Origin of the sequence: Bradyrhizobium sp. HKCCYLS3077, assembly GCF_051167555.1 — a bacterium.
Classification (GTDB): Bacteria; Pseudomonadota; Alphaproteobacteria; order Rhizobiales; family Xanthobacteraceae; genus Bradyrhizobium.
The window spans coordinates 557,328-583,371 of the sequence record NZ_JBNPTH010000003.1; the positions used below are offsets into that span (position 1 = coordinate 557,328).

The following is a 26,044-nucleotide window of genomic DNA, read 5'->3' on the forward strand; positions in this document are numbered from 1 at the left end:
CGTTCAAAATATCAATCCTCGAGAATGACGAGATCGGCCGGCCGCCAGCCGAGCGCAACGGCCTGGCCTGGCGTATGGAGGGGACCGGCTCCGGAATTCGGCTGCTGCGCCAGCACGCGCTGGCCGCCGTCGAGAACGACGCGGTAGAGCACGGCGCCACCGAGAAAGTTGCTGCTCTCGACCGTGCCACGCGCCGACACGCTCTTGGCGTCGGCCTGATCGGCTGGGGACACCGTGATCTTCTCCGGCCGCAGCGCGACCGACAGAACGTCGCCATCGACTGGAGTGACCGAGCGAGGCAGCGGCAGCACGAGACCATTGCCGACGGCGATCCCAGGGCCGCCGTCCACGGTCACGCGCTGGCCGCGAAAAACATTGGTGTCGCCGATGAAGTCGGCGACGAAGCGCGTGCGCGGCTGATCGTAGATCTCGACCGGTGTGCCGATCTGCTCGACGCGACCGGCATTCATCACCGCGATGCGATCCGACATCGCCAGCGCCTCTTCCTGGTCGTGGGTGACGAACACCAGCGTCACGCCCAGGTTCTTCTGCAACTGCTTCAGCTCGAACTGCATCTGCTGGCGCAGCTTCTTGTCGAGCGCGCCGAGCGGTTCGTCGCACAGCAGCACGCGCGGCGAGATGACGATGGCGCGCGCCAGCGCAACGCGCTGCTGCTGGCCGCCGGAGAGCTGCGCCGGCCGGCGATCCTCCATCCCGGACAATTCGACCATCGCCAGCGCGGCCTTCACCTTGGCGGCGATCGTCGCCTTGTCGACCTTGCGCATGCGCAGGCCGAAGGCGACGTTCTCGGCCACCGTCCGGTGCGGAAACAGCGCGTAGTTCTGGAACACCATGGCCATGTCTCGCTTGTGCGCGGGCACATGGGTGATGTCGGCGCCGTCGAGACGGATCTCGCCGGTGCTCGGGCTGTCGAAGCCCGCGATCATGCGCAACGTCGTGGTCTTGCCGCAGCCGGACGGGCCGAGCAGCGAGAAGAACTCGCCCGGCCGGATGTCCATGGCGACGGTGTCGACGGCGCGAACGCCGCCGTCATAGATCTTGCTGACCGAGGCGATCTCGATGGCTGCGCTCATGCGCGGAAGATCCGGTTCACCCGGCTGTCGATCTCGTCCTTCTGCGCGTTGTACCACTTCCAGTCGACCTGGATAAGCTTGCTGACCTTCTCCGGCGTGGTCAGAAGCTTCGCGTCGTACTTGGCGTCGAGCTTCACCTTCTTGTTCGCCGGCGAGTACCACACCGTCTCGGCGAGGCGCTTTTGAACCTCGGGCCGCAGCATGTAGTTGATATAGGCGTTGGCGAGCTCCTTCATCTTGCTGCCGGGCGTGATGCTGAGCACCTGCTCCAGCGACAGCACGCCCTCGCTCGGGGTGATGAAGTCGATCGGCTGGTTCTGGCCGTCGTAACGATAGATGCCGGAATCATGGATGACGCCGAGCCCGACTTCGCCCGACAGGAACAGCTTCTCCATCGCGCCGGTGAAGTCGACGAGCTTGATCGGCTTCAGCTTCTCCAGCGCGGCATAGGCGGCGTCGAGATCGGTCTGGCCCTTGCCGTAGAGCGTGCCGCACATCATCAGGAAGGCCTGGCCCAGGCTGTTGACCGGGATGACGTAGCCGCCGCGCACGCCGTTGTACTTCGCGTCCCACAGCTCCTTCCAGGAGGAGATGTTGGCATAGCCCTTGTCGGTGCGCATCCCCAGCCCGATCGCGCTGGTGAAGATGCAGACGCCGACGATCTTGTCGCTGACGGCGTAGGGATAGACGTCGGCCATGTTGGGCACGAGCTTCGGATCGACCTTGGGCTCGACGAGGCCCATTTCCACGGCCGCCCATTGCTCGTTGGAATTGGTATGCAGCACGTCGTAGATCGGCGCGGACCGCGAGCTCGCCTGCAGCTTCGGCAGGAACGGCAGCGCGGTGTCGCTCTTGAGCTTGCACTTGAACTCGGCCTCGAACGCCGGGCCGATCTCGGCCTTCATCACGTCGCCCCATTTGCCGCCCCAGCCGGTGATGTTCAGTACCGGCTCCTCGGCGCGCGCGACATAGGGCGCAGCGATGACACCGGCACTGAGCGAGGCCGCCGCGGTCAGCAGGCGCCGGCGGCTTAAGGGAAAGCGACGCGATGAGGCGGTCATGCCAGAAAGCTCCGTTAGAGTTTGACGGTGGAGCGCAGACCGACGGTGCGGTCGAGCGCGATGACGACGATGAAGGAGAGCAGGATCGAGACCACCGATGCGGCGCCGATGGTGCCGTCGAGGTCGAACTTGAGATAGTTGAACAGCGTGATCGGCAGGGTCTCGCTGCCGGGTGCGACCAGGAACAGCGACACCGGGAACTGGTCGAACGACACGATGAAGGCGAAGATCCCGCCGGCCATCACGCCGGGCTTCACCAGCGGCAGCGTGACTTCGAAGAACGTCCTGGTCGGGCTGGCGCCGAGGTTCTGTGCGGCTTCCTCGAGTCGCACGTCGAAATTATGCAGCACGGCAAGGGTCGTGCGGACGACGTAAGGGATCGTCACCAGCGTGTGCCCTGCGACCAAGCCCCAGACGGGGCGGCCGACGTCGAGCAGCACGTAGGACTGGAACAGCGCGAGTCCCGTGAGGATCGCCGGCAGCATCAGGGGCGACAGCATGGTCGCCACGATCAGCCGCGAGCCGGGCAGGTTGCCGCGGGCAATGGCGAGCGCGGCGGACGCGCCGAGCACGGTCGCGGCAATCGTCGTCATCGCGGCGACTTCGAGGCTGAACAACAGCGCATGCATGAAGTCGCGCGAGGCGAAGAATTTCTCGAACCAGCGCAGCGACACGCCGACCGGCGGAAACTGGATGAACGGCGTGGGGTTGAGCGCGAAAACGATCACGATCGCGATCGGTGTCAGCAGGAAGATCAGGACCGCGATGTTCGCCGCCAAGTACAATCGGCGCCCCCATCGCCGCGGCGTCGCCTGGCTCCGCAGGGCAGAGGCTGCCGCAAGCTCGATCGGGCGAGCCAGCGGTGTCTGCTGCGGGGACGCGAGACCCGTCATCGCCGGCCTTACTGCAGCTCGCGCTGGCCCGAGACGAGGCCGAGCACGTGGTTGTAGGCAATGACGAGCGACAGCGAGATCACGAGCAGAACCATGCCGAGCGCAGCCGCGAAGCCGACGTTGAAGTTCGCCGAGATCTGCTGATAGATCAGGATCGGCAGGGTCATGATCTGGAAGCCGCCGAGCAGGATCGGCGTGACATAGGCGCTGATCGCGAGCGCGAACACCAAGAGCGAGCCGGCGAGGATGCCGGGCAGGCTGAGCGGCAGGGTGACCTCGACGAAGGCGCGCCAGGGGCTGGCGCCGAGATTTTCCGCCGCCTGCTCCAGCCGCTCGTCGATGCGGCCGATCACGCCGGTCAGGGTCAGGACCATGAACGGCACGTAGATGTGGACGAGGCCGATGACGATCCCGGTCTCGTTGTACATCAGCTGCAAGGGCTTCGTGATCAGCCCGAGCGAGGTCAGCGTCTGGTTGATGACCCCCTTGTCGGACAAGAGCGTCATCCAGGCGAAGGTGCGCACGACGATGCCGGTCAGCATCGGCGCCAGCACGGCCATCAGCAGCAGCGCATGACCGGTGCGGCTCTTGATCCGCGCCATCCAATGCGCCAGCGGATAGCCGATCACGAGCGCGACCAGCGTGGTCCAGAGGCCAATGCGGAGCGTGGTCCAGATCACCTCAAGATAATAGCTGTCGTTGCCCATGCGGGCGTAGTGCTTGGTGGTGAAGCCGACATTGGGCATGACGACGGGATTTCCCGTCAGCACGCTCATGACGGCCATCAGCCCGATCGGCAGGAAGAAGAACAACGCGAACAGCAGTGCGCTTGGCAGGATCAACAGCGCAAGGCTGTTGACGCGCGGCGCACTGGTCGTCGGCATCAGGAAGCCAGCCCGGCCAACTGCTCGATGGTCTGGCCCAGCGGATCGCCGGTCATGCGCCGCAGCTTCGTGGCCATGGCGTTGAGCTCGCGGCGGACATTGGCGCGCTCGATCTCGGTCGTGGCCTGCACCGAATACGACACCGCGATGCCGATCAGCTCGCCGCTCTCGCCGCTCGACAGCGCAAAGCCCTGCGAGCCCACGCCCTCGATGGCTTCGTCGGCGGCGTCCGAGATGCCGGTCCGGCGGATCTCGTTCAGCCGCGCCATCAGCTCGTTGAAGTTTTGCGGCGAGTTAGCCGGGACCTTGGGATAGTCGATCGGCACGCGCGCGCGGATGTCCTGGTCCGACAGGCGCGCCAGCATCGCGCGGCCGTTGGAGGTGACGATCGCCGGCGTGCGCTGGCCCGGCGGGTTGACGACGCGCAGCGGATTGGAGCCGGGGACGATGCGCAGCACGACCTGCTGATAGCCGTCGAGCACCGCGATGTATCCGGTGTGGCCGGTACGCGCGCAGACATCGCGCAGCTCGCGCTCGGCAATGGCCAGCAGGTCGTCATGGGCGCGGTGCAAGCGGCCGAGTTCGAAGGTCAGCAGGCCCGGGCGATAGCGGCGGGTGTGCGGGTCCTGCTCGAGCAGGCCGCAATCGCGGAGCGAGCGGAGCAGGCGTGACGTCGAGCTCTTCGGCTTGCCGGTCAGGCCCTGGACGTCGGCGAAGGAGAGGTCGGGCCGCGTCGTCGAGAAGCAGCGGAGGATGTCGATGGCGTTGGTCAGGGCGCTCATGATGATACCGTTTGTTCCATTTTTGGGAACGTAGTGCCAAATTCTAGAAGCGGCAAGGCATCTGCCGCAAGGCGAAATTAGGTGCAGAGGGCTGCCCGAATGCGCGTCAGGGTGGTGGTCTTGGCGCCAGCGCCGGTAGCATCGTCGGCCTCAATGCGGCGTGGCCGACCGGATGCGGCTGACGGCGGCATCCACGTCGGTCCAGGCTGGCTTGTCCGGGGCGAACTGGCCGCGAAGATAGGAGACGAGCTCGGCGAGCTGCGCGTCGCTCAGATGGTCCTTGAACGCCGGCATGTAGCCGAGGTCGGAGGAGGCCGGCTTCATGATGCCGTGCAGGATCACCTGGATCAGATTGTCCGGCGTCGTGCTGTGCAGATTGCTGTTGAGCGCGAGCGACGGCCGGCTGCCGAACAGCGGCAGTCCGCCGACCTCGTGACACACGGCGCAGGCGCCGAGATAGAGCCGTGCGGCTGGGGACGATGCCGACGTGACCTTGGTGCGCGTTTCGAGCTCTGCGGCAAGGGTCTCCAGTCTCGCAGGTTCGGGCGCTGCCTGCTGGAAGGAGGCGAGATAGGTCGCCATCGCGCGGATATCCGCATCGGGCAGCGTGGCGAGATCCTTGACGATCGGCGCCATTGGACCAGCGGCGACGCCGTGGAAGCGCGACTGGCCGGTGCGGAGATAGGTGGTGAGTTCGTCCTCGGTCCACGGGATCGGCGCTGAAGAGAGCGCGGTGAGCGCCGGCGCTTCCCAGCCATCGGCAAAACCGCCGGCGAGATAGGCATCGCGCTGCTCGGCGCCGAGCGCATTGCGGGGCGAGTGGCAGGCGCTGCAATGGCCGAGGCTCTCGACGAGATAGAAGCCGCGATTCCACTGCTCTGATCGGGTCGGATCGGGCTTGAAGGTTTCAGTGCTGTGAAACAGCGCATTCCAGCCGGCAACCAACGGCCGCAGGTTGAACGGAAAACGCAGCTGATTGTCTGACGTTTGCCGCCGCACGGGCTGCTGCGCCATCAGATAGGCGTACAGCGCCTGCAGATCGGCGTCGCTGGTGCGCGCGAAATGCGTGTAGGGAAACGCCGGATAAAGTTGCCGTCCATCACGATGCACGCCCTCGCGCATCGCGCGCTCGAAGGCCGGATAGGACCAGGCGCCGATGCCGGTCTCGACGTCGGGCGTGATGTTGGTGCTGAAGATCGTGCCGAACGGCGTCTCCAGCGCGCGGCCGCCGGCATTGATCAGGCCGCCATCTGAGGTGTGGCAGACCGCGCAATTGCCGAGCGCCGCGAGCGCTTCGCCGCGCGCGATGGTCGCTGTGGAATAGACCGAGGGATCAGGACGCGTGATTGGCGCGATGGCGCGCCACGGCAGCACGGCCGTCGCAACGCCGACGGCCGCGGCACAGGCCGCCACCGCGCTGGCGATCAGGCCGCCGCGCTTGGCGAAGGGTTTGAGCCAATTGGCCGCAGGCTTCTCCGGCGCAGGCAGCGGCTGTGGCTTGGCTGGCTCGAGCTGTTCGCCGCGCAAGCCCCGAAGGATGCGCTCTGGCGTGAACGGCGGCTCGCGGAAGCGCACGCCGGTGGCGTCATAGATTGCGTTGGCGATGGCGGCGGCGCTTGGTACCGACGCGGACTCGCCGACGCCGAGCGGCGGCTGATCCGGCCGCGGCAGCATCAGCACGTCGATCTTGGGCACGTCGGGGAAGGTGATAATCGGATAGGCGCCCCATTCCCGTGCCGCCACCTTGCCGCGGGAGAAGGGGACCTCCTCCATCAGCGCCCGGCTGGTCGACTGGATGACGTTGCCTTCGATCTGATGGCGCACGCCGTCCGGATTGATCATCAGGCCGGAATCCTGGCCGGCGATCACGCGGGTGACGCTGACGTCGCCGGTCGTCGTGTTGACGGCGACATCGGCGATCCACGCCGACCACGCCGCGCCATAGCCGGGAAACTTGCTGTGAACGTAGAGTGCGTAGGCAAAGCCGCGACCGTGCACGACGCCATTCTCCGGCGTCTTCTCCTGGCGCACCGGACGCGGTGTCCAGCCGGCGCGCTCGGCAACCGCATTCACGAGGTCGCGCGCGCGCTCGTCCTTGAGATAGCGCAGCCGGTATTCGATCGGATCGACCTCAGCCTCGGCGGCGAGCTCGTCGATGTAGGATTCGTGCGCGAAGGTGTTGGGCAGCGCCGAAACGCCGCGGATCCAGGAGGCGCGGACGATCGGCGGCATGTCATGCGCCGTGACGCGCATATGGTCGTAGTCGTAGGGCGGGATCGCGGTGCGGTCCCCCATCTCGAACACGGCCGGCTCCGGCGCGATGCGGCCGGTGAGCAGCAGCGCCAGGGTCGGCGCGCCGTTCGATGGATAGCGCGTGGCGAACTCATAGGCAGCCACCGAGCCGTCGGCGTTGAGGCCGCCATTCACGTCCATCAGCTGCGCGGTGCCCTTCGGCTCCCACACATGCTCCTGCTCGCGAGTCAGCTGCACGCGGACCGGGCGGCCGACCGCGCGGGACAGCAGCAGCGCATCGGCGGTGACGTCGTCGGCGCAGTTGCGGCCGTAGCAGCCGGCGGCCTCGAGCCGGATGAGCTCGATCTGGTGCTCGGGGCAGTCGATCAGCTTGGCGAGATCGGCGCGCAGGAGGTGCGGGTTCTGCGTACCGGAATAGATGCGAATATGGCCGTCGCGAACATCCGCGACCGCGCAGGACGGCCCGATCGAGCCGTGCATCTGATACGGCCAGAGATAGGTCCGCCGCATTGGCTTGGCAGCGCCTTCGATGGCGGCATCGACGTCGCCCTTGTCGAGCAGCCGGCGTGGCTCGGATGGATTGGCGCGCAGTGCATTCTCGACGTCGTCGAGATCGCGCAAGGTCGGCACCGGCTTCCAGTTCACCTGGAGCCGCTCGGCTGCCAGGATCGCCTGCTCCTCGCGCTCGGCGACGACGCCGATGAAATCGCCGATCACGGCGATGTCGACCAGGCCCGGCACGTCGCGTACGGAGTCCTTGTCGACGCCGATCAGGCTGGTGCCGATGAACGGGCCGGCATCGACGCCGACATAGGGCGGGCGCACAACGCGGCCATGGAGCATCCCAGGTACGCGCACGTCGTGCACGTAAGTCAGTTCGCCTGTCGCCTTTGCCGGCAGGTCGACGCGCGGCACCGAGCGGCCGACGACCTGATAGTTGTCCACGGATTTGACGGCGACGTCGTCGGCGAGTTCGAGGCGGATCGTGTCGTCGCCGATCAGCTCTCCATAACTCAGCACGCGATTATTGGGGCCGCGAACCAGGCCGTCCTCGACGGTCAGATCCTCGACGGTACGTCCGAGCTGCGTCGCCGCCCGCGTGAGAAGAAAGGCGCGCGCCTGTGCCGCCGCCTTGCGCAGCGGCACCGCGGTGATCTGGATGGTTTCGCTGGCGATCGTTGCGCCCTGATTGGGCACGACGGCGGTATCGCCTAGCACCACCACCACACGCGCGAAGGAGACGTCTAGCTCTTCTGCGACGATCTGTCCCAGGGCGGTGCGGATGCCGGTGCCGAGATCGACGTGGCCGTTGAAGGCCGAGACCTCGCCGGCCGCCGTGATTCTGATGAAGGTTTCGGACGAGCCGTCGGCGACGCGGCGCTCGACGGTCAGCATGCCGCGCGGATCATCGGCCGTGGGAGTGGCGCGCTCGCTCATCAATCCAGCGCCTCGAGGGTGTGGCCAGCGGCGCGCATCGCTGCGCGCAGGATTTCGACATGGGCGCCGCAGCGGCACAGATTGTAGCGCAGCGCCTGCTTGATGTCGTCGAGCGACGGATCGGGCTTGATCTCCAGCAGCGCCTTGGTCGTCATGATCATGCCGTTGAGACAATAGCCGCATTGCGCGGCCTGCTCGGCAATGAAGGCCTGCTGCACGGGATCAGGCGCCTCGCGCGAGCCGAGTCCTTCCAGGGTGGTAACGGTGCGGCCCGCACAGCCCTCGATCGGAATGACGCAGGAGCGCGCGGCGCGGCCGTCGATCAGAACGGTGCACGCGCCGCATTCGCCGAGACCGCAGCCGTATTTCGGTCCGTTCAGGGCGAGGTCGTTGCGCAGCACCGTGAGCAGGGGCGTGTCGGGCGCGACGGCGACGTCATGCGTCTGTCCGTTCACGGTCAGCCGAATCGGTGCTGGCGTCATGCCCTTCTGTCGTCCGCTGTGGTATCGTTACCGAGGATGCGATCGCGATCGCCGCGAGACCGAGGATGCGATCGCGATCGCCGCGAGCCTATCGTTTGTGTACTAACATGCAAGTACCGCGTTTCGCGGTGCAGCGTATGCACGATTTGTCGTCATTGTGCAGGGCAAACTGATCGATTATCCGGCAAACCCGCTTTTCGGGCACGGTGGCGCTTGACAGTCGCCGGAGGTGCGCGACATCATTCGTGTACGAACGAATTGCCGTGGCGGGCGGCGTTATGCCGCCTCTGCTTCAAGATGGGCTTCTCCGCATGGTGACTGAGACGGCGAGCGACGCTGCAGGGGACAAGATCCGCTGCGATGCCTGCCCGGTGATGTGCTACATCAAGCCGGGCGCGGCCGGGGCATGCGACCGCTACGCCAATCAGGACGGTGTGCTGGTGCGCGTCGATCCGCATATTTTGCTGGAGCGCACGGTGTCGCATGGCGGCAAGCTGGTGCCGTTCCAGGCCAGCGGCGACTGGGACGGCAAGATCGTGCATCAGCCCGAGCTGTTCGTCACCGCGATCGGTGCCGGCACGACCTATCCCGACTACAAGCCGGCGCCGTTCATCGTCTCGTCTCAGGTCGAGGGCGTCGACATGGTCACCGTGGTGACCGAGGGCATCTTCAGCTATTGCGGCGTCAAGGTGAAGATCGACACCGACCGTTATCTCGGGCCGGAGGCCGCGACGGTGCGTGTCGACGGTGAGGCGGTCGGGCACGTCACCACCAGCGAATACGGCTCGCAGATGCTGTCGCTCGGCGGCGTGCATCATCTCACCGGCGGTTCGAAGAAGGAGGGGCGCGTCACCTGCGACGCGCTGATGGACCTCAGCAACCGTAAGGCGGTCGAGCTGACCATCGATGGCGGCGCCAGCGTGATCGTGCAGGCGGGGCAGCCGCCTGTCGTCAACGGCGTCAAGGAAGAGCGCATGCGCGTCGGCTGCGGCTCGGCGACGATCGGCATGTTCGCCAAGCAGTGGCAGGGCAAGGTCGACGAGGTCGTCGTGGTCGACGATCACATCACCGGCGTGCTGTCGGAGCACCAGGCTGGCAAACTGCTCGATATCCCCTCCACGGGCATCAAGATGAAGGGCCGGCGTTCGACGCCGGGCCGATACTTCCAGGTCGCGCAGCCCGGCACCGGCTGGGGCGGCACGGATATTTCCGATCCGCTGTCGATTCTCGGCCCCTTCGATCCGAAGACGGCGAAGCCCGGCACGACGCTGCTGATGGTGTCGACGACCGGCGAGCATGCCGGCTACTACGTGCTCGACGACGACTTGAAGCCGGTGCAGCGTGACATGCCGCCGGAACTGCAATTCTCGGTCGGGCGCATTCAGGAGAATTGCGAGCCGGCGCTGTGCACGGTGCTCTTCATGGCCGGCGCCGGCGGCTCGCTGCGTGCGGGTGTCACCGACAATCCGGTGCGGCTGACGCGCTCGGTCAAGGATGCGCTGACGCGCGTCACCTCGGGCGGCGCGCCGGTCTATGTCTGGCCGGGCGGCGGCATCACCTACATGGTCGACGTGACGCAGATGCCGGCCGGCGCCTTCGGCTACGTGCCGACGCCCGCGCTGGTGGCGCCGATCGAGTTCACGATGAAGCTGTCGGACTATGAAGCGCTCGGCGGCCACATGGACTATGTGCAGCCGCTGGCGTCGCTGAAGGATGTCAGCAAGGATATCCGCCAACTGCCGTGGCCGGGGCAGGGCGCATGAGCCGCCAGCCCCAGATCGCGCTGTTGCCGGACCGGCGGCTGCATCTGCAGGACGGGCCGATCGACCTGATCATCGGCGCCGATGGCGCGGAGGCCGAAATCCGCGCCGCCTACCAGGCTGCTGCGAAGCGCTTCACGGGGCTGCTCGATGAGCTCTGCGCGGAGCTGCCCGAATTGCGCAAGGCCGCCGATCTGGACTGCTCGCTGACTGGTGTCGTTGCCCGTCGCATGCATGCGGCGGTGACGCCGTTCGCGGCAGAGATGTTCATCACGCCGATGGCGGCTGTCGCCGGTGCCGTGGCGGAGGAAGTTCTCGGCGCCATGCTGAGCGCGGCGAAACTGACGCGCGCCTATGTCAACAATGGCGGCGACATCGCGCTGCACCTGCGGGATGCCGCAACGTTCGGCGTCGGGCTGATGGATCGGCCGGACAACGCCGGAACCATGCGCCGGATGACGCTGCGCGCGAACGACGGAATCCGGGGCGTTGCCACATCCGGCCGCCACGGCCGCAGTTTCTCGCTCGGCATCGCCGATGCGGTCACGGTGTTGGCGAGGACCGCCGCGCAGGCCGACGCGGCAGCCACCGTCATCGCCAACGCGGTCGATCTGCCCGGACATCCCGCCATTGTCCGCCGTCCCGCCTGCGAGCTGCAGCCGGACAGCGATCTCGGTCACCGGCTCGTCACACGTGACGTGGGTGACTTGAGCGATGCTGATGTCGCGACGGCGCTGGCATCGGGCGAGCGATCCGCGCAAACCCTGCTGGCGGCCGGCCTGATCGAAGGCGCCGTGCTCCAGCTCGAAGGGGCCATCCGCGTCGTCGGCCCGCGTTCGATCGAGATCATCCATGCGTCGCGGTTGCAGGCGGCGGCGGCGTGAGGTTTGATCCGTGATGGACTGGAACATGAGGAAATGCCGACGATGAGCGCCGTCATCCGCAAGATCGTGACCGTGGTCGAGGAAGTCCATCAGGAGATGGGCAAGGCCGTCTCGCCGCCGACGCGGCGCGCCGCGGCGATCGCCGTGATCGAAAATCCGTTCGCCGGCCGCTATGTCGAGGATCTCTCGCCGCTGATCGCGATCGGCGAGGAGCTCGGCGAGATGTTGGCGAAGCGCGCGGTCGCAGCACTCGGCATTGAGGGACCAGCAGCGCACAGCTACGGCAAGGCCGCGGCCGTCGGCAGCGACGGCGAGCTGGAGCATGCGGCGGCGATCCTGCATCCGAAGATGGGCGCGCCGGTGCGCAAGGTGCTCGGCAAGGGCGCGGCCCTGATCCCGTCTTCCAAGAAGCGCGGCGGCGTCGGCTGCACGCTCGACATTCCGCTCGGGCACAAGGACGCGGCCTTCGTGCGCAGTCATTTCGACGGCATGGAGGTGCAGATCAACGATGCGCCACGCGCCAACGAGATCATGGTCGCGCTCGCCGTCACCGACAGCGGGCGTCCGCTGCCGCGTGTCGGCGGGCTCACGGTCGCCGAGATCAAGGGCGACGATGGTCTACGGTAATACAATCTAACATTGGAGGCTGAAGGGATGCGACGGAGAACGATGCTTGCGGCAGGCCTGGGCCTTGCCGTCGCGGGACTGACGGGCACGGCGCGTGCCGAGGACGTCATCAAGATCGGCGAGATCAACAGCTACTCGCTGCTGCCGGCGTTCACCGAGCCCTATCGCAAGGGCTGGCAGCTCGCGGTCGAGGAGGTCAATGCTGCCGGCGGCATCAACGGCAAGAAGCTCGTCGTCGTCTCCAAGGACGACAGCGGCAAGCCGGCGGATGCGCAGACCGCGGCCAACGAGCTGGTGTCCAGCGAGAACGTCGCGATGCTCGCGGGCACCTTCCTGTCGAACATCGGCCTCGCCGTCAGCGACTTCGCCAACCAGAAGAAGGTGTTCTTCCTGGCGGCTGAGCCGCTGACCGACGCCATCACCTGGTCGAAGGGCAACAAATACACCTTCCGCCTGCGCCCGTCGAACTACATGCAGGCGGCGATGCTGGTCGAGGAAGCCGCCAAGCTGCCTGCCAAGCGCTGGGCGACGATCGCGCCGAACTACGAATATGGCCAGTCGGCCGTGGCCGTGTTCAAGAAGCTGCTCTCGGAGAAGCGGCCTGATATCCAGTGGGTCGACGAGCAGTGGCCGCCGCAGGGCAAGATCGACGCCGGTCCTGTCGTGCAGGCCGTCGCCGCCGCCAATCCCGAAGCGATCCTCAACGTCACCTTCGGCGCCGATCTCGTGAAGCTGGTCCGCGAAGGCAACACCCGCGGCCTGTTCAAGGACCGCAAGGTCGTCAGCTTCCTGACCGGCGAGCCGGAATATCTCGATCCACTCAAGGATGAGACGCCGGAGGGCTGGATCGTCACCGGCTATCCCTGGTACTCGATCAAGACGCCCGAGCATGACACGTTCCTGAAGGCCTATCAGGCCAAGTACAACGACTATCCGCGTCTCGGCTCGATCGTCGGCTATCAGACCATCAAGTCGGCGGCCGCCATTCTCGCCAAGGCCGGCTCGACCGATGCCGACAAGCTGATTGCGGCAGCCGAAGGGCTCTCCGTGCCGTCGCCGTTCGGCGAGATCACGTTCCGCAAGAACGACCACCAGTCGACGCTCGGCGCTTTCGTCGGCAAGACCGCGCTGAAGGACGGCAAGGGCATCATGGTCGACAGCGTCTACCGCAAGGGCTCGGACTATCTCCCGAGCGACGCGGAAGTCGCCAAGCTCCGTCCGAAGGACTGAGCCACGCCGTCGTCTCCACGTCTTCCTGCCTCCTCCTCCCGCGGAGGAGAGCGGGCGGGGTGAGGGCATACGACGCCTGATCTACAGGTTCAGGCCGAGACCCTCACCCCACGCTTGCGGCTCATCACGCGAGCTTCCACGCGGCTCATTCGATCCAGACGATCTCCCTCACGCGGACCGCCCATGGCCTTCTATTTCGTCCAGTTCCTGACCGGCCTTGCCAGCGCGGCTTCGCTGTTTCTGGTGGCATCGGGACTGTCGATCATCTTCGGCGTCACCCGCATCGTGAATTTCGCGCATGGCGCGTTCTACATGCTCGGCGCCTACGTGGCCTTCTCGCTCACCGAGCGGCTGTCCGGCCCGCTCGGCTTCTGGGGCGGGATCGTGGTCGCGGCGCTTGCGGTCGCCGTCATCGGCGTCCTGGTCGAGATCGTGCTGCTGCGCCGGATCTATCACGCGCCGGAGCTGTTCCAACTGCTCGGCACCTTCGGACTGACCCTGATGGTCGAGGATCTCGTGGTGCTGATCTGGGGACCCGATGACCTGGTCGGCCGCCGTGCTCCCGGCTTCAAGGGCGCGGTCGATTTCTTCGGCCAGAACATTCCGAGCTACGACCTGTTCCTGATCGTGCTCGGCCCGATCGTGCTCGGTGCGCTGTGGCTGCTGTTCCAGCGCACCCGCTGGGGCATCCTTGTGCGTGCGGCGACGCAGGACCGCGACATGGTCGCGGCGCTCGGCGTCAACCAAAAATGGCTGTTCACCTCGGTGTTCGCCGTCGGCGTCTTCCTCGCCGCGCTCGGCGGCGCGCTGCAGATCCCGCGCGATGCCGTGCATCACGCGATGGACCTGCGCATCATCGTCGAGGTGTTCGTCGTCGTCGTGATCGGCGGTCTCGGCAGCATTTTGGGCGCTTTCGTCGCGGCGGTGCTGGTATCCGAGCTCAACGCGTTCGGCATCCTCATCTTCCCGACGATCTCGCTGATCCTGGTGTTCCTGGTGATGGCGGTGGTGCTGGTCGTGCGGCCCTGGGGCCTTTTCGGCAGGAAGGAGGCGCCGGCGCGCCGCACGCCGGGCCTCACCGTCATCCCTTGGCGTCCGCTGAGCTCCGTCGAGCGTCTTGCCTCTCTGGTCGCGCTGGCATTTGCCGCGATGCTGCCGTTCATTGCCGGCAACTACGCGCTGACCGTCGGCTCGGAGATCGCGATCTTCGTGATCTTCGCGGCCTCGCTGCATTTCCTGATGGCCGTCGGCGGCCTCGCCTCGTTCGGCCACGCCGCCTATTTCGGCCTCGGCGCTTATGGTGTGGCGTTCCTCGCCAAGATGGCGGGACTGCCGATGATCGCCTGCCTGTTGCTCGGACCTTTGTTGGGCGCGGCGGGCGCGGCCGTGTTCGGCGCCTTCGCCGTGCAGCTCTCCGGTGTCTACTTCGCGATGCTGACGCTCGCCTTTGCACAGATCGTCTGGTCGATCGCCTTCCAATGGGTGGCGGTGACCGGCGGCGACAACGGCATCCTCGGCCTGTGGCCGGAGAAATGGGCGGCCTCGCCGTCGCACTTCTATTGGCTTGCGCTCGGCGTCTCCGCATTTGTCGTCAGCGTGCTGCGCCTCATCACCTTCTCGCCGTTCGGCTACGCCCTGCGCGGCATGCGCGACTCGCCGCTGCGCAGCGAGTCCATCGGCATCAACGGCAAGCGCATCCAGTGGACGGCCTTCATCATCGCCGGCACCACGGCCGGCATCGGCGGCGCGCTGTTCGCCTATCTCAAGGGCAGCGTCTTCCCGGACAACATGGGCATCTCCCTGTCGGTGGACGCGCTGGTCATGGTGCTGCTTGGCGGCGTCGAGACGGTGCCCGGCGCGATCTTCGGCGCCATCGTCTACAAGGCGCTCAACATCTGGCTGGTCAGCCAGACCGACTGGTCGAAGCTCGTGCTCGGCATCTTCATCGTGCTGATCGTGGTCGTCTTCCCGAAGGGCATCGTCGGCGTGGTCGAGAGCGTCATGCATCGGCGGCGTGCGGCGACGTCCAAGCCGAGCGCGCTCGCAGCCAAGATGGAGGGCGCGCAATGAGTCTCGGTGTGTCCTTGCTCTCGGTCGAGGGCCTGTCGAAATCCTATGGCGGCATTCACGCCGTGCGCAACGTATCGTTTATGCTGCAGGCCGGCGAGATCCTGGCGCTGATCGGCCCGAACGGCGCGGGCAAAAGCACCTGCTTCGACATGCTCAACGGCCAGAACGTGCCGGACAGCGGCCGCATCACCGTGATGGGGCAGGAGACGACGGGGCGCAAGCCGCGCGAGGTCTGGCGCCTGGGTGTGGGGCGCACCTTCCAGATCACCGCGACCTATCCGACCATGACCGTGCGCGAGAACATCCAGGTCGCGTTGGTCTCGCATCATCGCCGCCTGTTCGATTTCTGGTCGCCGATGATCGGTATCGAGCGCGGCGAGGCCGATCGCCTGCTCGATCTCGTCGGCATGACCGGCTATGCCGAGCGTCCTTGCGGCGAGCTCGCTTATGGCGACCTCAAGCGGCTGGAGCTGGCGATCGCGCTCGCCAACCAGCCGAAGCTGTTGCTGATGGACGAGCCGACCGCCGGCATGGCGCCGCGCGAACGTGTCGAGCTGATGCGGCTCACCGCAAAAATCGCACGAGAGCAGTCGATCGGCGTGCTGTTCACGGAGCACGACATGGACGTCGTGTTCGAGCATGCCGATCGCATCCTCGTGCTCAACCGCGGCAGCCTGATCGCGCAGGGCTCGCCCGCCGAGGTGCGCGCCAATCGCGAGGTGCAGGCGATCTATCTCGGCGAAGGCCTGTTGTACGATGCCCGGCATCGCGAAGGAGCCTCGGCATGAAGCTGTCCGTTTCCAATCTCAACAGCCATTACGGCCCCGCGCATATCCTGTTCGACATCGGGCTGGAGGTCGGCGAGGGCGAGGTGGTGGCCTTGCTCGGCCGTAACGGCGCCGGCAAGTCGACGACCTTCCGCTCGATCGTCGGCCTCGTCGCGCTGCGCGACGGGCAGATCATGTTCGAAGGCAAGGACATCTCGACCGCGCCGACGCATGAGATCGTCCGTGCCGGTCTCGGTTACGTGCCGGAAGAGCGGCGCATCTTCACGGACCTGACGGTGGAAGAGAATCTCGAGGTCGGCCGGCAGAAGCCGCGGCCGGGCGCGCCGCAATGGACACGGGAGAAGCTGTATAAGCTGTTTCCGAATCTCGGCGAGATGAAGAACCGGCCGGGCGGGCGCATGAGCGGCGGCGAGCAGCAGATGCTGACCATCGCCCGCACCCTGATGGGCAATCCGTCGCTGGTCCTGCTCGACGAGCCCTCGGAAGGCCTGTCGCCGAAGATCGTCGAGCAGATGGTCGACGCCATCCTGACGATGAAGAAGGAAGGCGTGTCGCTGGTGGTGTCCGAGCAGAACCTGCATTTTGCAAAACTGATCTCGGATCGTGCCTACATCATCGAGCGCGGCCGCATCTGCTTTGCCGGCACCATGGCCGAGCTCGACGCCCGGCCCGATATTCGCGACGCGCATCTGTCGATCTGAGGCGAGGAAAGAGATGGCCAAGAGCGCCACGCTGAAGCGATCGACAAAGACTGCGGCCAAGGCTGCGCCAAAGCCGGCGGCGAAAGCTGCCGTGAAGACCGCCGCGAAGCCGGCGAAGTCGACCTACGTGCTGGACGACCAGATCGGCTTCATCCTGCGTCAGGTCTGGCAGCGCCACACCATGATCTTCGCCCGCGACATCGGCAGCAACCTGACGCCGACGCAATGGGCGGCGCTGTCGAAGCTGGTCGAGACCGGGCCGTGCTCGCAGAACCAGCTCGGGCGACTCACGGCGATGGATGTCGCGACCATCAAGGGCGTGATCGACCGGCTGACCGCGCGGGGATTGACGGAAACCAGTGCCGATCCGCAGGACGGCCGCCGGCTGCTGGTGAGCCTGACCCGTGCGGGCCAGCAACTCGCGGAGAAGACCGCGCCGCTGGCGCTTGCGATTTCCAAGGAAACGCTCGCGCCGCTGGATGCGAAGGAGCGCGAGACGTTGCTGTCGCTGCTGAGCCGGCTGCGGTAGTCCAACGCGCAAATCTCGTAGGGGGGCAAAGCGAAGCGTGCCCACCATTCTTATCAAGACCACCTCTGCCAAGGTGGGCACGCGCGCCTGACGGCGCCGCTTTGCCCACCCTACGGTTCTGGTTCGCGGTAGCAACCAGACTCACCGCGTCATTGCGAGCGCAGCGAAGCAATCCAGGGCATCATGCTCGACTCTGGATTGCTTCGCTGCGCTCGCAATGACGGTGGGGCGATGGTTTCGCGCACTCACATGATTCGAGTTTGCGTATGCAGGAGCGGCAAACTCTGCCGTCGTCCCGGCCTTGAGCCGGGACCCAGAGCCACAGAGTGTAGCTTGGGGCAGGCGCGTCGTTGGCATCGCGCCCACACGACCGCCGCGGAGTATGGATCCCGGCTCAAGGCCGGGACGACACCGCTCGTGTCGAGCGAGCTGGGCACACTCACCGCTGCGCCCTCAATGACGGCGGAGCGAGAGTCGACTTACTTCGCCACGATCTCCGGGATCTTCGTGGCCGGCGGCGTGTTGCGGCTGCGCTGGGTGCGGACGATGCCGTCGATGATGGTCATGCCGATGCCCGGGAGGTCGCCGAGCTGGACGCTGTCGAGCAGGGTGTTGGCCGGCGAATGTTGCGCCTTGTCCATGATGACGAAGTCCGCGGAGCGGCCCACTTCGATCAAACCGCAATCGAGCTCGCGCATCCGCGCGGTGTTGCCGGTGGCGAAGCAGAACGCGATCTCGGCCGGGATGTCGCCGAGCGAGGACAGCAGCGACACCATGCGCAGGATGCCGAGCGGCTGCACGCCGGAGCCGGCGGGCGCGTCGGTGCCGAGGATGACGCGGTTGAGCTCGTTCATCTCGCGCGCGGTGCGCAGGGTGAACAGCGCCGAGCGCTCGTTGCCGTTGTGCACCAGCTCGAGGCCGGCCTTGCAGCCCTCGCAGATGCAGCGGATCTGATCGTCGGGCAGGGCCGTGTGGCCGCCATTGATGTGCCCGATGACGTCGGTGCCGGCTTCCAGCACGACATCCTTGTCGATCAGGCCGGAGCCGGGGATCGACGGGCCGCCGGTGTGGATCGTGCTCTGGATGCCGTATTTGCGCGCCCAGCCGACCATCTTGCGCGCGGTCGGGCCGTCCTTGACGCCGCCGAGGCCGACCTCGCCGAGCAGCTTGACGCCGGCGGCGGCGAGCTCCTTGAAGTCGTCCTCGACCATCTCGCATTCGATCACCGGCGCGCCGGCATGCACCTTCACGCCGCCGGGGCGGAGAGTCCAGAATGCGCGCTGCGCGAAGATCGCCATCGCCTTCAGACCGACGACGTCGCGCGGGCGGCCGGGCATGTGCACCTCACCCGCGGAGATCATCGTGGTGACGCCGCCATGCAGATAGGAGTCGATCCAGTTGCTCTGGTTCTGCCGCGGCGTCCAGTCGCCGGCGACGGGATGAACGTGGCTGTCGATGAGGCCCGGCGCGACCGTCGTGCCGTGGGCATCCACGATGGTGGTCGCGCCGGAGGTGTCGACGTCCTTGTAGCGGCCGATCGCGGTGATCTTGCCGTTCTCGGCGACGATGGTGTCGGCGTCCAGGATCGGCCGTTCCAGCGCGCCCGACAGCATCAGGCCGATGTTGCGGATCACCAGCTTGCTGGGACCGGTTGCTTGCGGCGCGTCATGGGCCATCGGGATGTCCTTCTCCTGGCGAAGCGTTTTGCGGCAGTTTGCGCCTGCACGCGGCGCAGCATCAAGCCGGTTTTGGTCATTCGTACACGAATGATCGAGGCCGGCAAGCGGCGGACTTGCACGAAGATTCGGCGCGGATTGCACAGTTCGACCGCGCCACACCCGCCGTCATTCCGGGGCAAGGCCGCAAGGCCTTGAACCCGGAATCTCGATCTTCTCTGGCGCTTCTTTCAACAATTTCGAGATTCCGGGTTCAATCGCCAACGCGTGGCCGCGTTCACGATTGCCCCGGAATGACAGCCTCGACCGCCGCATCTAGCGCAACGTCGGAATATAAAACGCCTGGCGGAAATAGGAGCGGAACACCTCCATGGCCGGCGTGAACTCGATGTTCCGCCGCCAGGCGAGGCCGACATCCATCGCCGGGACGGGATCGCTGAGCACGATGGTCTCGATCCGGCGGCCCTCCAGCGACCACGGACGCAGCACCATGTCGGAGAGGATGGCGACGCCCTGGCCGTTGGCGACCATCGAGCGCACGGCTTCCACCGAGGACGTCCGCAGCACGACGTTCGGTTGGAATGCCGTCTTGTTCCAGTATTTGAGCGAGGTGTGCGCGGCCTCGTCGACCGTCAGCATGATGTAGGGCTCGTCGGCAACGTCCCGCAACGACACGGATTCGCGCTGCAGCAGCCGGTGTTTCGATGGCACCCAGAGCCGCCGTCGCGAGCCGATCAGCGTCTCCATGGTGAGATCGGGATTCTGTACGTTCGACGTCAGCAGCACCGCGATGTCGTAGCGGTTCGACAGCAGCCCTTCCTCGATCGCCTCGCGCGTGAGCTCGAACAGCTGGATGTTGAGTCGCGGATAGTGCCGCTTCAGCCGCTCGAGATGGTTGGGAAGGAAGTAGCCGATCACGGTGTAGGTCGCCGCGAGGGTCAGGCTACCCTCGACGTCGCCGGCCGGCACGCGCAGCGAGGTCGCTTCCTCGACCTTGTTGAGAATATCGTAAGCGTGAAACAGGAACTGCCGCCCGATCGGCGTCAGCTCCATACCCTGCGGCGAGCGGTTGAACAGTTCGGCGCCGACGATCTCCTCAAGCTCCTTGATCGAGGTGGTGATCGCCGATTGCGAGATCGACAGTGCCGACGCGGCCTGGGTGATCTGGCCCTGCTCGGCGGTGGCGACGAAATAGCGGATCTGGCGCAGGCTGATGGCCACCCAATTCTCCATTCAAAGATCAGAATATGGAGCCATCTTACATCTTAAAAAGCAAATCGAATATTCCTTGGGCACGGTGCACCGCAAACAGGCGGCATGATTCAGTCAATTTTATCAGCTATTTGACCGGATGCAGCGCGCAAAGCGTGTTCAACCGGCAATCTAAAAAAGAGAAAAAGAGTTTCCAACAATAATAATTTTCAATGGGACTTTGTGCCCCTAACGTCCTGTTCCGCCGCCCCGCCGCCATCTCGCGCGAAAGAGCGGCGCCAGGTGAGGGGAGCATCCGTGCCGCTGAAGACTGTCGATATCAATTGCGATCTGGGCGAAGCGTTCGGCTCCTGGCGGCTGAGCGACGCCGAGGACGCCAAGCTGATGGAGCTGATCAGCTCGGCGAACATCGCCGCGGGCTTCCATGCCGGCGACCCCAATCTGATGGACACCACGGTGCGGCTCGCCACCCAGCACGGCGTCGGCATCGGCGCGCATCCCGGCTATCGCGATCTGCAAGGCTTCGGCCGCCGCCGCATCGACGGCTCGGCCGACGAACTGATCAACGACATCGTCTACCAGGTCGGCGCTATCAGGGAGTTCGCCCGCCGCCATGGCGGCACCTTGCAGCACGTCAAGCCGCACGGCGCGCTGTACATGGAGCTCGCCGCCAACGAGCAGCTGTCGCGCTCCTTCATCAAGCTGATGCGCACGGTGGCGCCGAACTCCTTCGTGTTCTGCATGGACATTTCGGTGACCTATCGCGTCGCCGTCGAGGCGGGGCAACCCGTCATCCGCGAGTTCTATGCCGACCGCGACTACGACCGCTCCGGCTCGATCGTCTTCACCCGCCACGGCAAGAGGCTCGATCCGCAGGGCGTCGCCGACAAGGTGCTGCGCGCATGCCAGACCGGCAAGGTCCGCACCGTCGAAGGCGACGACATCGACATCGAATTCGAGTCGATCTGCTTCCACTCGGATACGCCCGGCGCCTACGAGATCGCCAGCGCGATGCGCCAGACGCTGATTGCCAACGGCATCCGCATCGCGCCGCCGTCCGACATCGTTCCCCAGAAACCGCAAAGCGAAGCCTGACCCATGAGCACTGAGATCAAGTCCCCGCTGCCTGGCGTGTTCTATCGCAAGCCCTCGCCGGAGAGCGCGCCGTTCAAGAACGACGGCGATACGGTCGCTGCTGACGACGTGATCGGCCTCGTCGAAGTGATGAAGTCGTTCCACGAGGTCAAGGCCGGCGTTGTCGGCAGGAACATTCGCTTCTCGGTCGATGACGCGGATGCGGTTATGGCTGGTCAGGTGATCGCTGAGGTCGAGGCATGACCTTGCGCTCGGTCCTGATCGCCAACCGGGGCGAGATCGCGGTGCGGATCATCCGCGCGGCGAAGGCGCTGGGCCTGCGCACCGTGCTCGCGCACAGCATCGCGGACAAGGAGTCGCTGGCGGCGCAGCTCGCCGACGAGACGGTCGAGATCGGGCCGCCGGCGGCGAAGAAATCCTATCTGAACATCGAGGCCGTGGTGAACGCGGCCAAGGCGTCCAAGATCGACGCCGTGCATCCCGGCTACGGCTTCCTCGCCGAGAATGCCGAGTTCGCCGACGCCGTGGCCGCGGCCGGCATCGTCTTCGTCGGCCCGAGCGCTGAGGCGATCCGGCTGCTCGGCGACAAGGTGATGGCGCGCCAGGTCGCGGCGCTCGCCGGCGTGCCGACGGTGCCGGGCTCCGACGGCCGCGTCACCGATCTCGATGAGGCCATCGCGATCGCGGCGCGGATCGGCTTTCCCGTGATGATCAAGGCGGCCGCCGGCGGCGGCGGGCGAGGCATCCGCATCGTCGGCGACGCCGAGGAGTTCGCCCGGCAGTTTCCACAGGCCTCCAGTGAAGCCGCGGCGGCCTTCGGCGACGGCGGGCTCTACATCGAGAAGGTGATCGAGCGCGCGCGCCATGTCGAGGTGCAGATCCTCGGCGACGGCGACAACGTCGTGCATTGCTATGAGCGCGAATGCTCGCTGCAGCGGCGGCGGCAGAAGGTCTGGGAGGAGGCGCCTGCGGTGGGGCTGCCGGACGACGTCCGCCAGCGGCTCTGCGCCAGCGCCGTCGCGCTCGGCCGCGCTGTCGGCTACAGCGGCGCCGGCACGGTCGAATATCTCTACGACGATGCGACCAACGAATTCTACTTCATCGAGGTCAACACCCGCATCCAGGTCGAGCATCCCGTCACCGAGATGATCACCGGCATCGACCTGGTGCAGGAGATGCTGAAGATTGCCGGCGGCGCCAAGCTCTCTGTGACGCAGGACGACGTGCGCATCCAGGGCCACGCGATCGAGTGCCGGATCAATGCCGAGGACCCGCACAAGGGCTTCATGCCCGCGCCCGGCACGATCGAGCGGCTCGCCGTGCCGGACGGCGAGGGCATCCGCTTCGATACCTTGCTGTTCGAAGGCTATGCGGTGCCGCCGTTCTACGACTCGCTGCTCGGCAAGCTGATCGTGCGGGGCGAGACCCGCGCCGACTGCCTGGCCCGGCTGCGCGAGGCGCTCGATGGTCTCGTGATCACCGGCATCCCCACGACCATTCCGCTGCATGCCGCGCTCGCGCGCGATGCCAGCGTCGCCGACGGACGCACCCATACCCGCTTTCTCGAGCCATGGCTCGAGTCCGATTTCGCGCAGCTGGCCCGCGCCAGGGAGGACGCCTGATGACCACCCGCTATTCGTTCGGGGGTGACGAGCATCTCTTCGTCGAATGCGACGAGGCGATGTCGCTCGATGCCTTCTTCAAGAGCCTGTCGATGACCAATGCGATCCGCGACGCCGGCATCAAGGGCGTCACGGAGATCTGCCCGGCCAACGCCTCGTTCCAGATCAAGTTCGATCCCGATGTGGTCAAGCCGAACGATATCCTGAAGGAGGTGCAGGGCATCGAGAGCGCGGCGGCCAAGACCGAGCCGGTCATCAAGACCCGCATCATCGAGATCCCCGTGTTCTACCAGGATCCCTGGACGCACGAGACCTTGATGCGCTTCCGCGAGCGCCACCAGGACCCGACCGCGACCGACCTCGAATATGCCGCGCGCGTCAGCGGCCTCGCCGATGTCGACGCCTTCATCAAGGCGCATAGCGGCTCGCCCTGGTTCGTCTCGATGGTCGGCTTCGTCGCCGGCCTGCCGTTCATGTATCAGATGGTCGAGCGGGGCAAGCAGCTCCAGGTGCCGAAGTATCTGCGCCCGCGCACCGACACGCCGAAGCTGACGATCGGCCATGGCGGCTGCTTCTCCTGCATCTACTCGGTGCGCGGCGCCGGCGGCTACCAGATGTTCGGCATCACACCGATGCCGATCTTCGATCCCGAGCAGAGCATCTCATACCTGCGCGACTTCATGGTGTTCTTCCGCCCCGGCGACATCGTCAAGTTCAAGCCGATCCAGCAGGACGAATACGACCACGCGCTGGGCGAGGTCGCGTCCGGCCGCTTCGCGCCCATCATTCGCGACGTCACCTTCGACTTCCGCGATTTCCAGAAGGACATGACCGGCTACAACGCCAAGCTTCAGGGAGCGCTGGCATGACCATCAAGGTGCTTCATCCAGGCCTGTCGACAACCGTGCAGGACCTCGGCCGCCCCGGCTATTTCCATCTCGGCATTCCCGTCGGCGGCGCGATGGATCGGCTCGCACTACGCGCGGCAAACATGCTCGTCGGCAATGACGAGGGCGCAGCCTGTCTGGAAGCCGTCTTCATCGGCCCGCAGTTGGAATTCACCGCGCCTGCGCGCATCGCCGTCACCGGGGCCGAGATGCCGATCAAGCTCGACGGCGTCGAGCAGCCGGGCTGGACCGCGCTCGAGGTGAAGGCCGGACAGGTGCTCAGCTTTGACTATCTGAAGAGCGGCGCGCGCATCATCATCGCCGTCTCAGGCGGCATCGACGTGCCGCTCGCGCTCGGCAGCCGCTCGACCTATCCGATCGGAGCGCTCGGCGGCTTCAAGGGGCGGGCGATTGCGGCCGGCGATGAGCTGCCGATCGGTGCTGCCAGCAGCGGCAAGATCGGCGCGAGCGTGCCCGAGGCGCTGCGGCGCAAGCCCGGCCATCCGGCCGAGCTGCGCGTATTGCCCGGCCTGTACTGGCATCGCATCCTACCTGAATCGCAGCAGAGCTTCTTCGCCGACCAGTGGAAGGTCGCGCCCGAGGCCGATCGCATGGGCTATCGCTTCCGCGGCGGCCAGGCGCTGAAATTCGTCGAGCGCGAGCAGCCGTTCGGGGCGGGCTCCGATCCCTCCAACATCGTCGACAGTTGCTATCCCTACGGCTCGATCCAGGTGCCCGGCGGCAAGGAGCCGATCATCCTGCATCGCGATGCCGTCTCCGGCGGCGGCTACTTCATGGTCGGCACGGTCATCTCGGCCGACATGGACCTGATCGGCCAATTGCAGCCGAACATGCCGACGCGTTTCGTCGAGATCGACATGGATGGCGCGCTCGCCGCGCGCGCCGATCGCAAAGCTCTTCTGCAGAAGATCCGGGCGGCATTGGCCTGACCGCACTTCGGTGCGGGACGGCCGATGCCGGGTTTCCAAGACTGAATGACAAAGGGGTAGTTCAATGAAGAGTTTGGTTCGTGTTCTCCTGGCGTCCTCGGCGCTGGTGCTGTCGGGCGGCGCCCACGCCGCCGACTGGTTTCCCTATGATGCATCGAAGATCGATCCGCCGTTCGCGGCCGACGGCAAGCCGTGGGACGTCAAGTATGTCCCGCTGGAGAAGGCCTCCAAGCCGTGGAAGCTGTGCGTCTCGTTCCCGCACATGAAGGACGCCTATTGGCTCGGCGTCGACTATGGCGTCGCGGAAGAGGCGAAGCGCCTCGGCGTCAAGATGAACCTGGTCGAGGCCGGCGGCTACACCGAGCTGAACAAGCAGATCTCGCAGATCGAGGACTGCGTCGCCTCGGGCACTGACGCGGTCATCATCGGCGCGATCTCGGCCGATGGCTTGAACAAGGTGATCGGCGAGATCGCCAAGAAGAAGATCCCGGTGATCGACCTCGTCAACGGCATCTCCTCGCCGGATATTTCGGCCAAGTCGCTGGTGTCGTTCTACACGATGGGCGCGGAGACCGGCAGCTATCTGGCCAAGAAGCATCCGGCCGGCACGCCCGAGGTCGTGGTCGGCTGGTTCCCGGGCCCGGCCGGCGCCGGCTGGGTCGAGGCCGCCAACAAGGGCTTCATGGACGCGGTGAAGGGCTCGGCGATCAAGGTGCTGGAGCCGAAATATGGCGACACCGGCAAGGAGGTGCAGGCCAAGCTGGTCGAGGACGCGCTACAGGCTGCGCCCAACATCCGCTACGTCGCCGGTACGGCGGTGACCGCCGAGGCGGCGCAGGGCCTGATCCGCGAGCGCGGGCTGAAGGGCAAGGTCGACCTGCTCGCCTTCTACATGACGCCCGGCGTCTATGAGGGCATCAAGCGCGGCCTGATCCTGGCGGCGCCGGCGGACTCCATGGTCATCCAGGGCCGCATCGCGGTCGACCAGGCCGTGCGCATCCTCGAAGGCAAGGACTACGTGAAGCACGTCGGTCCGAAGATCTTCGTGGTCGACTCCGCCAATATCGGCAAGGTGCCGCCGGCGAACATCCTTCCCCCGGACGGCTTCAAACCCGTCTTCAACTAAG

Annotated in this window: 23 protein-coding genes; 14 read left to right on the plus strand and 9 right to left on the minus strand. The window is 66.0% G+C overall.

All coding sequences use genetic code 11. From position 1 onward, the window contains the following. Positions 1–11: 11 nt before the first annotated feature. The 7 genes from ACQR0Z_RS14410 to ACQR0Z_RS14440 all read right to left on the minus strand — a co-directional run bounded on the left by ACQR0Z_RS14410 (position 12) and on the right by ACQR0Z_RS14440 (position 8,886). A complete protein-coding gene (locus ACQR0Z_RS14410; protein WP_434856953.1) occupies positions 12–1,094 on the minus strand; it encodes an ABC transporter ATP-binding protein in 1,083 nt (360 codons plus the stop codon). Then, positions 1,091–2,155: an extracellular solute-binding protein gene (locus ACQR0Z_RS14415; RefSeq protein ID WP_434919030.1), complete on the minus strand. Its 1,065-nt coding sequence runs from the start codon at positions 2,153–2,155 to the stop codon at positions 1,091–1,093. The genes ACQR0Z_RS14410 and ACQR0Z_RS14415 overlap by 4 nt, the downstream gene beginning before the upstream one ends. Positions 2,156–2,169: 14 nt before the next feature. Beyond that, entirely contained in the window at positions 2,170–3,048 is an 879-nt protein-coding gene (locus tag ACQR0Z_RS14420; protein ID WP_434856951.1) for an ABC transporter permease, read from the minus strand. Between the two features lie 8 nt (positions 3,049–3,056). After that, complete coding sequence (locus tag ACQR0Z_RS14425; protein WP_434856950.1) at positions 3,057–3,932, minus strand: ABC transporter permease; 876 nt, start codon at positions 3,930–3,932, stop codon at positions 3,057–3,059. Further along, positions 3,932–4,714 (minus strand): IclR family transcriptional regulator, encoded by a 783-nt coding sequence (locus ACQR0Z_RS14430; protein WP_434919031.1) that lies wholly within the window; start codon positions 4,712–4,714, stop codon positions 3,932–3,934. Before ACQR0Z_RS14430 ends, ACQR0Z_RS14425 begins: the two co-directional genes overlap by 1 nt. Before the next feature lie 150 nt (positions 4,715–4,864). Beyond that, the gene (locus ACQR0Z_RS14435) at positions 4,865–8,404 is read right to left on the minus strand and encodes a molybdopterin cofactor-binding domain-containing protein (RefSeq protein WP_434919032.1); all 3,540 of its coding nucleotides are present in this window, start codon (positions 8,402–8,404) and stop codon (positions 4,865–4,867) included. Further along, the gene (locus tag ACQR0Z_RS14440; protein ID WP_434919033.1) at positions 8,404–8,886 is read right to left on the minus strand and encodes a (2Fe-2S)-binding protein; all 483 of its coding nucleotides are present in this window, start codon (positions 8,884–8,886) and stop codon (positions 8,404–8,406) included. The genes ACQR0Z_RS14435 and ACQR0Z_RS14440 overlap by 1 nt, the downstream gene beginning before the upstream one ends. A 311-nt stretch (positions 8,887–9,197) precedes the next feature. On the opposite strand from ACQR0Z_RS14440, the gene ACQR0Z_RS14445 reads away from it, so the two are divergent. From ACQR0Z_RS14445 to ACQR0Z_RS14480, 8 genes are all read left to right on the plus strand, one after another. After that, a complete protein-coding gene (locus tag ACQR0Z_RS14445) occupies positions 9,198–10,649 on the plus strand; it encodes a 6-hydroxynicotinate reductase (protein ID WP_434919034.1) in 1,452 nt (483 codons plus the stop codon). After that, positions 10,646–11,530: a UPF0280 family protein gene (locus ACQR0Z_RS14450; protein WP_434919035.1), complete on the plus strand. Its 885-nt coding sequence runs from the start codon at positions 10,646–10,648 to the stop codon at positions 11,528–11,530. Before ACQR0Z_RS14445 ends, ACQR0Z_RS14450 begins: the two co-directional genes overlap by 4 nt. Before the next feature lie 42 nt (positions 11,531–11,572). After that, positions 11,573–12,157 carry an amino acid synthesis family protein gene (locus ACQR0Z_RS14455; protein ID WP_434856944.1) on the plus strand — a complete coding sequence of 195 codons (585 nt, stop codon included), beginning with the start codon at positions 11,573–11,575 and terminating at the stop codon, positions 12,155–12,157. 27 nt (positions 12,158–12,184) lie between these two features. After that, a complete protein-coding gene (locus ACQR0Z_RS14460) occupies positions 12,185–13,387 on the plus strand; it encodes an ABC transporter substrate-binding protein (protein WP_434919036.1) in 1,203 nt (400 codons plus the stop codon). Between the two features lie 183 nt (positions 13,388–13,570). Next, positions 13,571–15,457, plus strand: a complete 1,887-nt coding sequence (locus ACQR0Z_RS14465; protein WP_434919037.1) for an ABC transporter permease — start codon at positions 13,571–13,573, stop codon at positions 15,455–15,457. Further along, positions 15,454–16,245, plus strand: a complete 792-nt coding sequence (locus ACQR0Z_RS14470) for an ABC transporter ATP-binding protein (protein ID WP_434919038.1) — start codon at positions 15,454–15,456, stop codon at positions 16,243–16,245. The genes ACQR0Z_RS14465 and ACQR0Z_RS14470 overlap by 4 nt, the downstream gene beginning before the upstream one ends. Continuing rightward, positions 16,242–16,946 (plus strand): ABC transporter ATP-binding protein, encoded by a 705-nt coding sequence (locus ACQR0Z_RS14475; RefSeq protein ID WP_257165890.1) that lies wholly within the window; start codon positions 16,242–16,244, stop codon positions 16,944–16,946. Before ACQR0Z_RS14470 ends, ACQR0Z_RS14475 begins: the two co-directional genes overlap by 4 nt. Positions 16,947–16,959: 13 nt before the next feature. Continuing rightward, entirely contained in the window at positions 16,960–17,475 is a 516-nt protein-coding gene (locus tag ACQR0Z_RS14480) for a MarR family winged helix-turn-helix transcriptional regulator (protein ID WP_434919039.1), read from the plus strand. 479 nt (positions 17,476–17,954) lie between these two features. Here the strand turns inward: ACQR0Z_RS14480 and ACQR0Z_RS14485 are convergent, their stop codons facing one another. Continuing rightward, complete coding sequence (locus ACQR0Z_RS14485; protein ID WP_257165888.1) at positions 17,955–19,151, minus strand: amidohydrolase family protein; 1,197 nt, start codon at positions 19,149–19,151, stop codon at positions 17,955–17,957. Positions 19,152–19,466: 315 nt separating this feature from the next. After that, the gene (locus ACQR0Z_RS14490; protein WP_172180054.1) at positions 19,467–20,372 is read right to left on the minus strand and encodes a LysR family transcriptional regulator; all 906 of its coding nucleotides are present in this window, start codon (positions 20,370–20,372) and stop codon (positions 19,467–19,469) included. 288 nt (positions 20,373–20,660) lie between these two features. On the opposite strand from ACQR0Z_RS14490, the gene ACQR0Z_RS14495 reads away from it, so the two are divergent. From ACQR0Z_RS14495 to torT, 6 genes are all read left to right on the plus strand, one after another. Then, a complete protein-coding gene (locus ACQR0Z_RS14495; RefSeq protein ID WP_434878743.1) occupies positions 20,661–21,458 on the plus strand; it encodes a 5-oxoprolinase subunit PxpA in 798 nt (265 codons plus the stop codon). A gap of 3 nt (positions 21,459–21,461) precedes the next feature. After that, positions 21,462–21,701, plus strand: coding sequence for an acetyl-CoA carboxylase (locus tag ACQR0Z_RS14500; protein WP_434878742.1), 240 nt, complete (start codon positions 21,462–21,464; stop codon positions 21,699–21,701). Further along, positions 21,698–23,080, plus strand: a complete 1,383-nt coding sequence (locus ACQR0Z_RS14505) for an acetyl-CoA carboxylase biotin carboxylase subunit (protein ID WP_434919040.1) — start codon at positions 21,698–21,700, stop codon at positions 23,078–23,080. Before ACQR0Z_RS14500 ends, ACQR0Z_RS14505 begins: the two co-directional genes overlap by 4 nt. Beyond that, positions 23,080–23,949 (plus strand): 5-oxoprolinase subunit B family protein, encoded by an 870-nt coding sequence (locus ACQR0Z_RS14510; protein ID WP_434919041.1) that lies wholly within the window; start codon positions 23,080–23,082, stop codon positions 23,947–23,949. Before ACQR0Z_RS14505 ends, ACQR0Z_RS14510 begins: the two co-directional genes overlap by 1 nt. Then, positions 23,946–24,917, plus strand: a complete 972-nt coding sequence (locus ACQR0Z_RS14515; RefSeq protein WP_434919042.1) for a biotin-dependent carboxyltransferase family protein — start codon at positions 23,946–23,948, stop codon at positions 24,915–24,917. The genes ACQR0Z_RS14510 and ACQR0Z_RS14515 overlap by 4 nt, the downstream gene beginning before the upstream one ends. 64 nt (positions 24,918–24,981) lie before the next feature. Next, positions 24,982–26,043 carry a TMAO reductase system periplasmic protein TorT gene (torT, locus tag ACQR0Z_RS14520; RefSeq protein ID WP_434856932.1) on the plus strand — a complete coding sequence of 354 codons (1,062 nt, stop codon included), beginning with the start codon at positions 24,982–24,984 and terminating at the stop codon, positions 26,041–26,043. Position 26,044 lies beyond the last annotated feature (1 nt).

Excerpts from the sequence above, each read along its gene's own strand:
- ACQR0Z_RS14450 (WP_434919035.1), top strand. The coding sequence starts at position 10,646 with ATGAGCCGCCAGCCCCAGATCGCGCTGTTGCCGGACCGGCGGCTGCAT.
- ACQR0Z_RS14510 (WP_434919041.1), top strand. The coding sequence starts at position 23,080 with ATGACCACCCGCTATTCGTTCGGGGGTGACGAGCATCTCTTCGTCGAA.
- ACQR0Z_RS14435 (WP_434919032.1), bottom strand. The coding sequence starts at position 8,404 with ATGAGCGAGCGCGCCACTCCCACGGCCGATGATCCGCGCGGCATGCTG.
- ACQR0Z_RS14430 (WP_434919031.1), bottom strand. The coding sequence starts at position 4,714 with ATGAGCGCCCTGACCAACGCCATCGACATCCTCCGCTGCTTCTCGACG.
- ACQR0Z_RS14485 (WP_257165888.1), bottom strand. The coding sequence starts at position 19,151 with ATGGCCCATGACGCGCCGCAAGCAACCGGTCCCAGCAAGCTGGTGATC.
- ACQR0Z_RS14500 (WP_434878742.1), top strand. The coding sequence starts at position 21,462 with ATGAGCACTGAGATCAAGTCCCCGCTGCCTGGCGTGTTCTATCGCAAG.
- ACQR0Z_RS14425 (WP_434856950.1), bottom strand. The coding sequence starts at position 3,932 with ATGCCGACGACCAGTGCGCCGCGCGTCAACAGCCTTGCGCTGTTGATC.
- ACQR0Z_RS14415 (WP_434919030.1), bottom strand. The coding sequence starts at position 2,155 with ATGACCGCCTCATCGCGTCGCTTTCCCTTAAGCCGCCGGCGCCTGCTG.
- ACQR0Z_RS14470 (WP_434919038.1), top strand. The coding sequence starts at position 15,454 with ATGAGTCTCGGTGTGTCCTTGCTCTCGGTCGAGGGCCTGTCGAAATCC.
- ACQR0Z_RS14465 (WP_434919037.1), top strand. The coding sequence starts at position 13,571 with ATGGCCTTCTATTTCGTCCAGTTCCTGACCGGCCTTGCCAGCGCGGCT.
- ACQR0Z_RS14460 (WP_434919036.1), top strand. The coding sequence starts at position 12,185 with ATGCGACGGAGAACGATGCTTGCGGCAGGCCTGGGCCTTGCCGTCGCG.
- ACQR0Z_RS14410 (WP_434856953.1), bottom strand. The coding sequence starts at position 1,094 with ATGAGCGCAGCCATCGAGATCGCCTCGGTCAGCAAGATCTATGACGGC.
- ACQR0Z_RS14445 (WP_434919034.1), top strand. The coding sequence starts at position 9,198 with ATGGTGACTGAGACGGCGAGCGACGCTGCAGGGGACAAGATCCGCTGC.
- torT (WP_434856932.1), top strand. The coding sequence starts at position 24,982 with ATGAAGAGTTTGGTTCGTGTTCTCCTGGCGTCCTCGGCGCTGGTGCTG.
- ACQR0Z_RS14480 (WP_434919039.1), top strand. The coding sequence starts at position 16,960 with ATGGCCAAGAGCGCCACGCTGAAGCGATCGACAAAGACTGCGGCCAAG.
- ACQR0Z_RS14440 (WP_434919033.1), bottom strand. The coding sequence starts at position 8,886 with ATGACGCCAGCACCGATTCGGCTGACCGTGAACGGACAGACGCATGAC.
- ACQR0Z_RS14475 (WP_257165890.1), top strand. The coding sequence starts at position 16,242 with ATGAAGCTGTCCGTTTCCAATCTCAACAGCCATTACGGCCCCGCGCAT.
- ACQR0Z_RS14455 (WP_434856944.1), top strand. The coding sequence starts at position 11,573 with ATGAGCGCCGTCATCCGCAAGATCGTGACCGTGGTCGAGGAAGTCCAT.
- ACQR0Z_RS14515 (WP_434919042.1), top strand. The coding sequence starts at position 23,946 with ATGACCATCAAGGTGCTTCATCCAGGCCTGTCGACAACCGTGCAGGAC.
- ACQR0Z_RS14505 (WP_434919040.1), top strand. The coding sequence starts at position 21,698 with ATGACCTTGCGCTCGGTCCTGATCGCCAACCGGGGCGAGATCGCGGTG.
- ACQR0Z_RS14420 (WP_434856951.1), bottom strand. The coding sequence starts at position 3,048 with ATGACGGGTCTCGCGTCCCCGCAGCAGACACCGCTGGCTCGCCCGATC.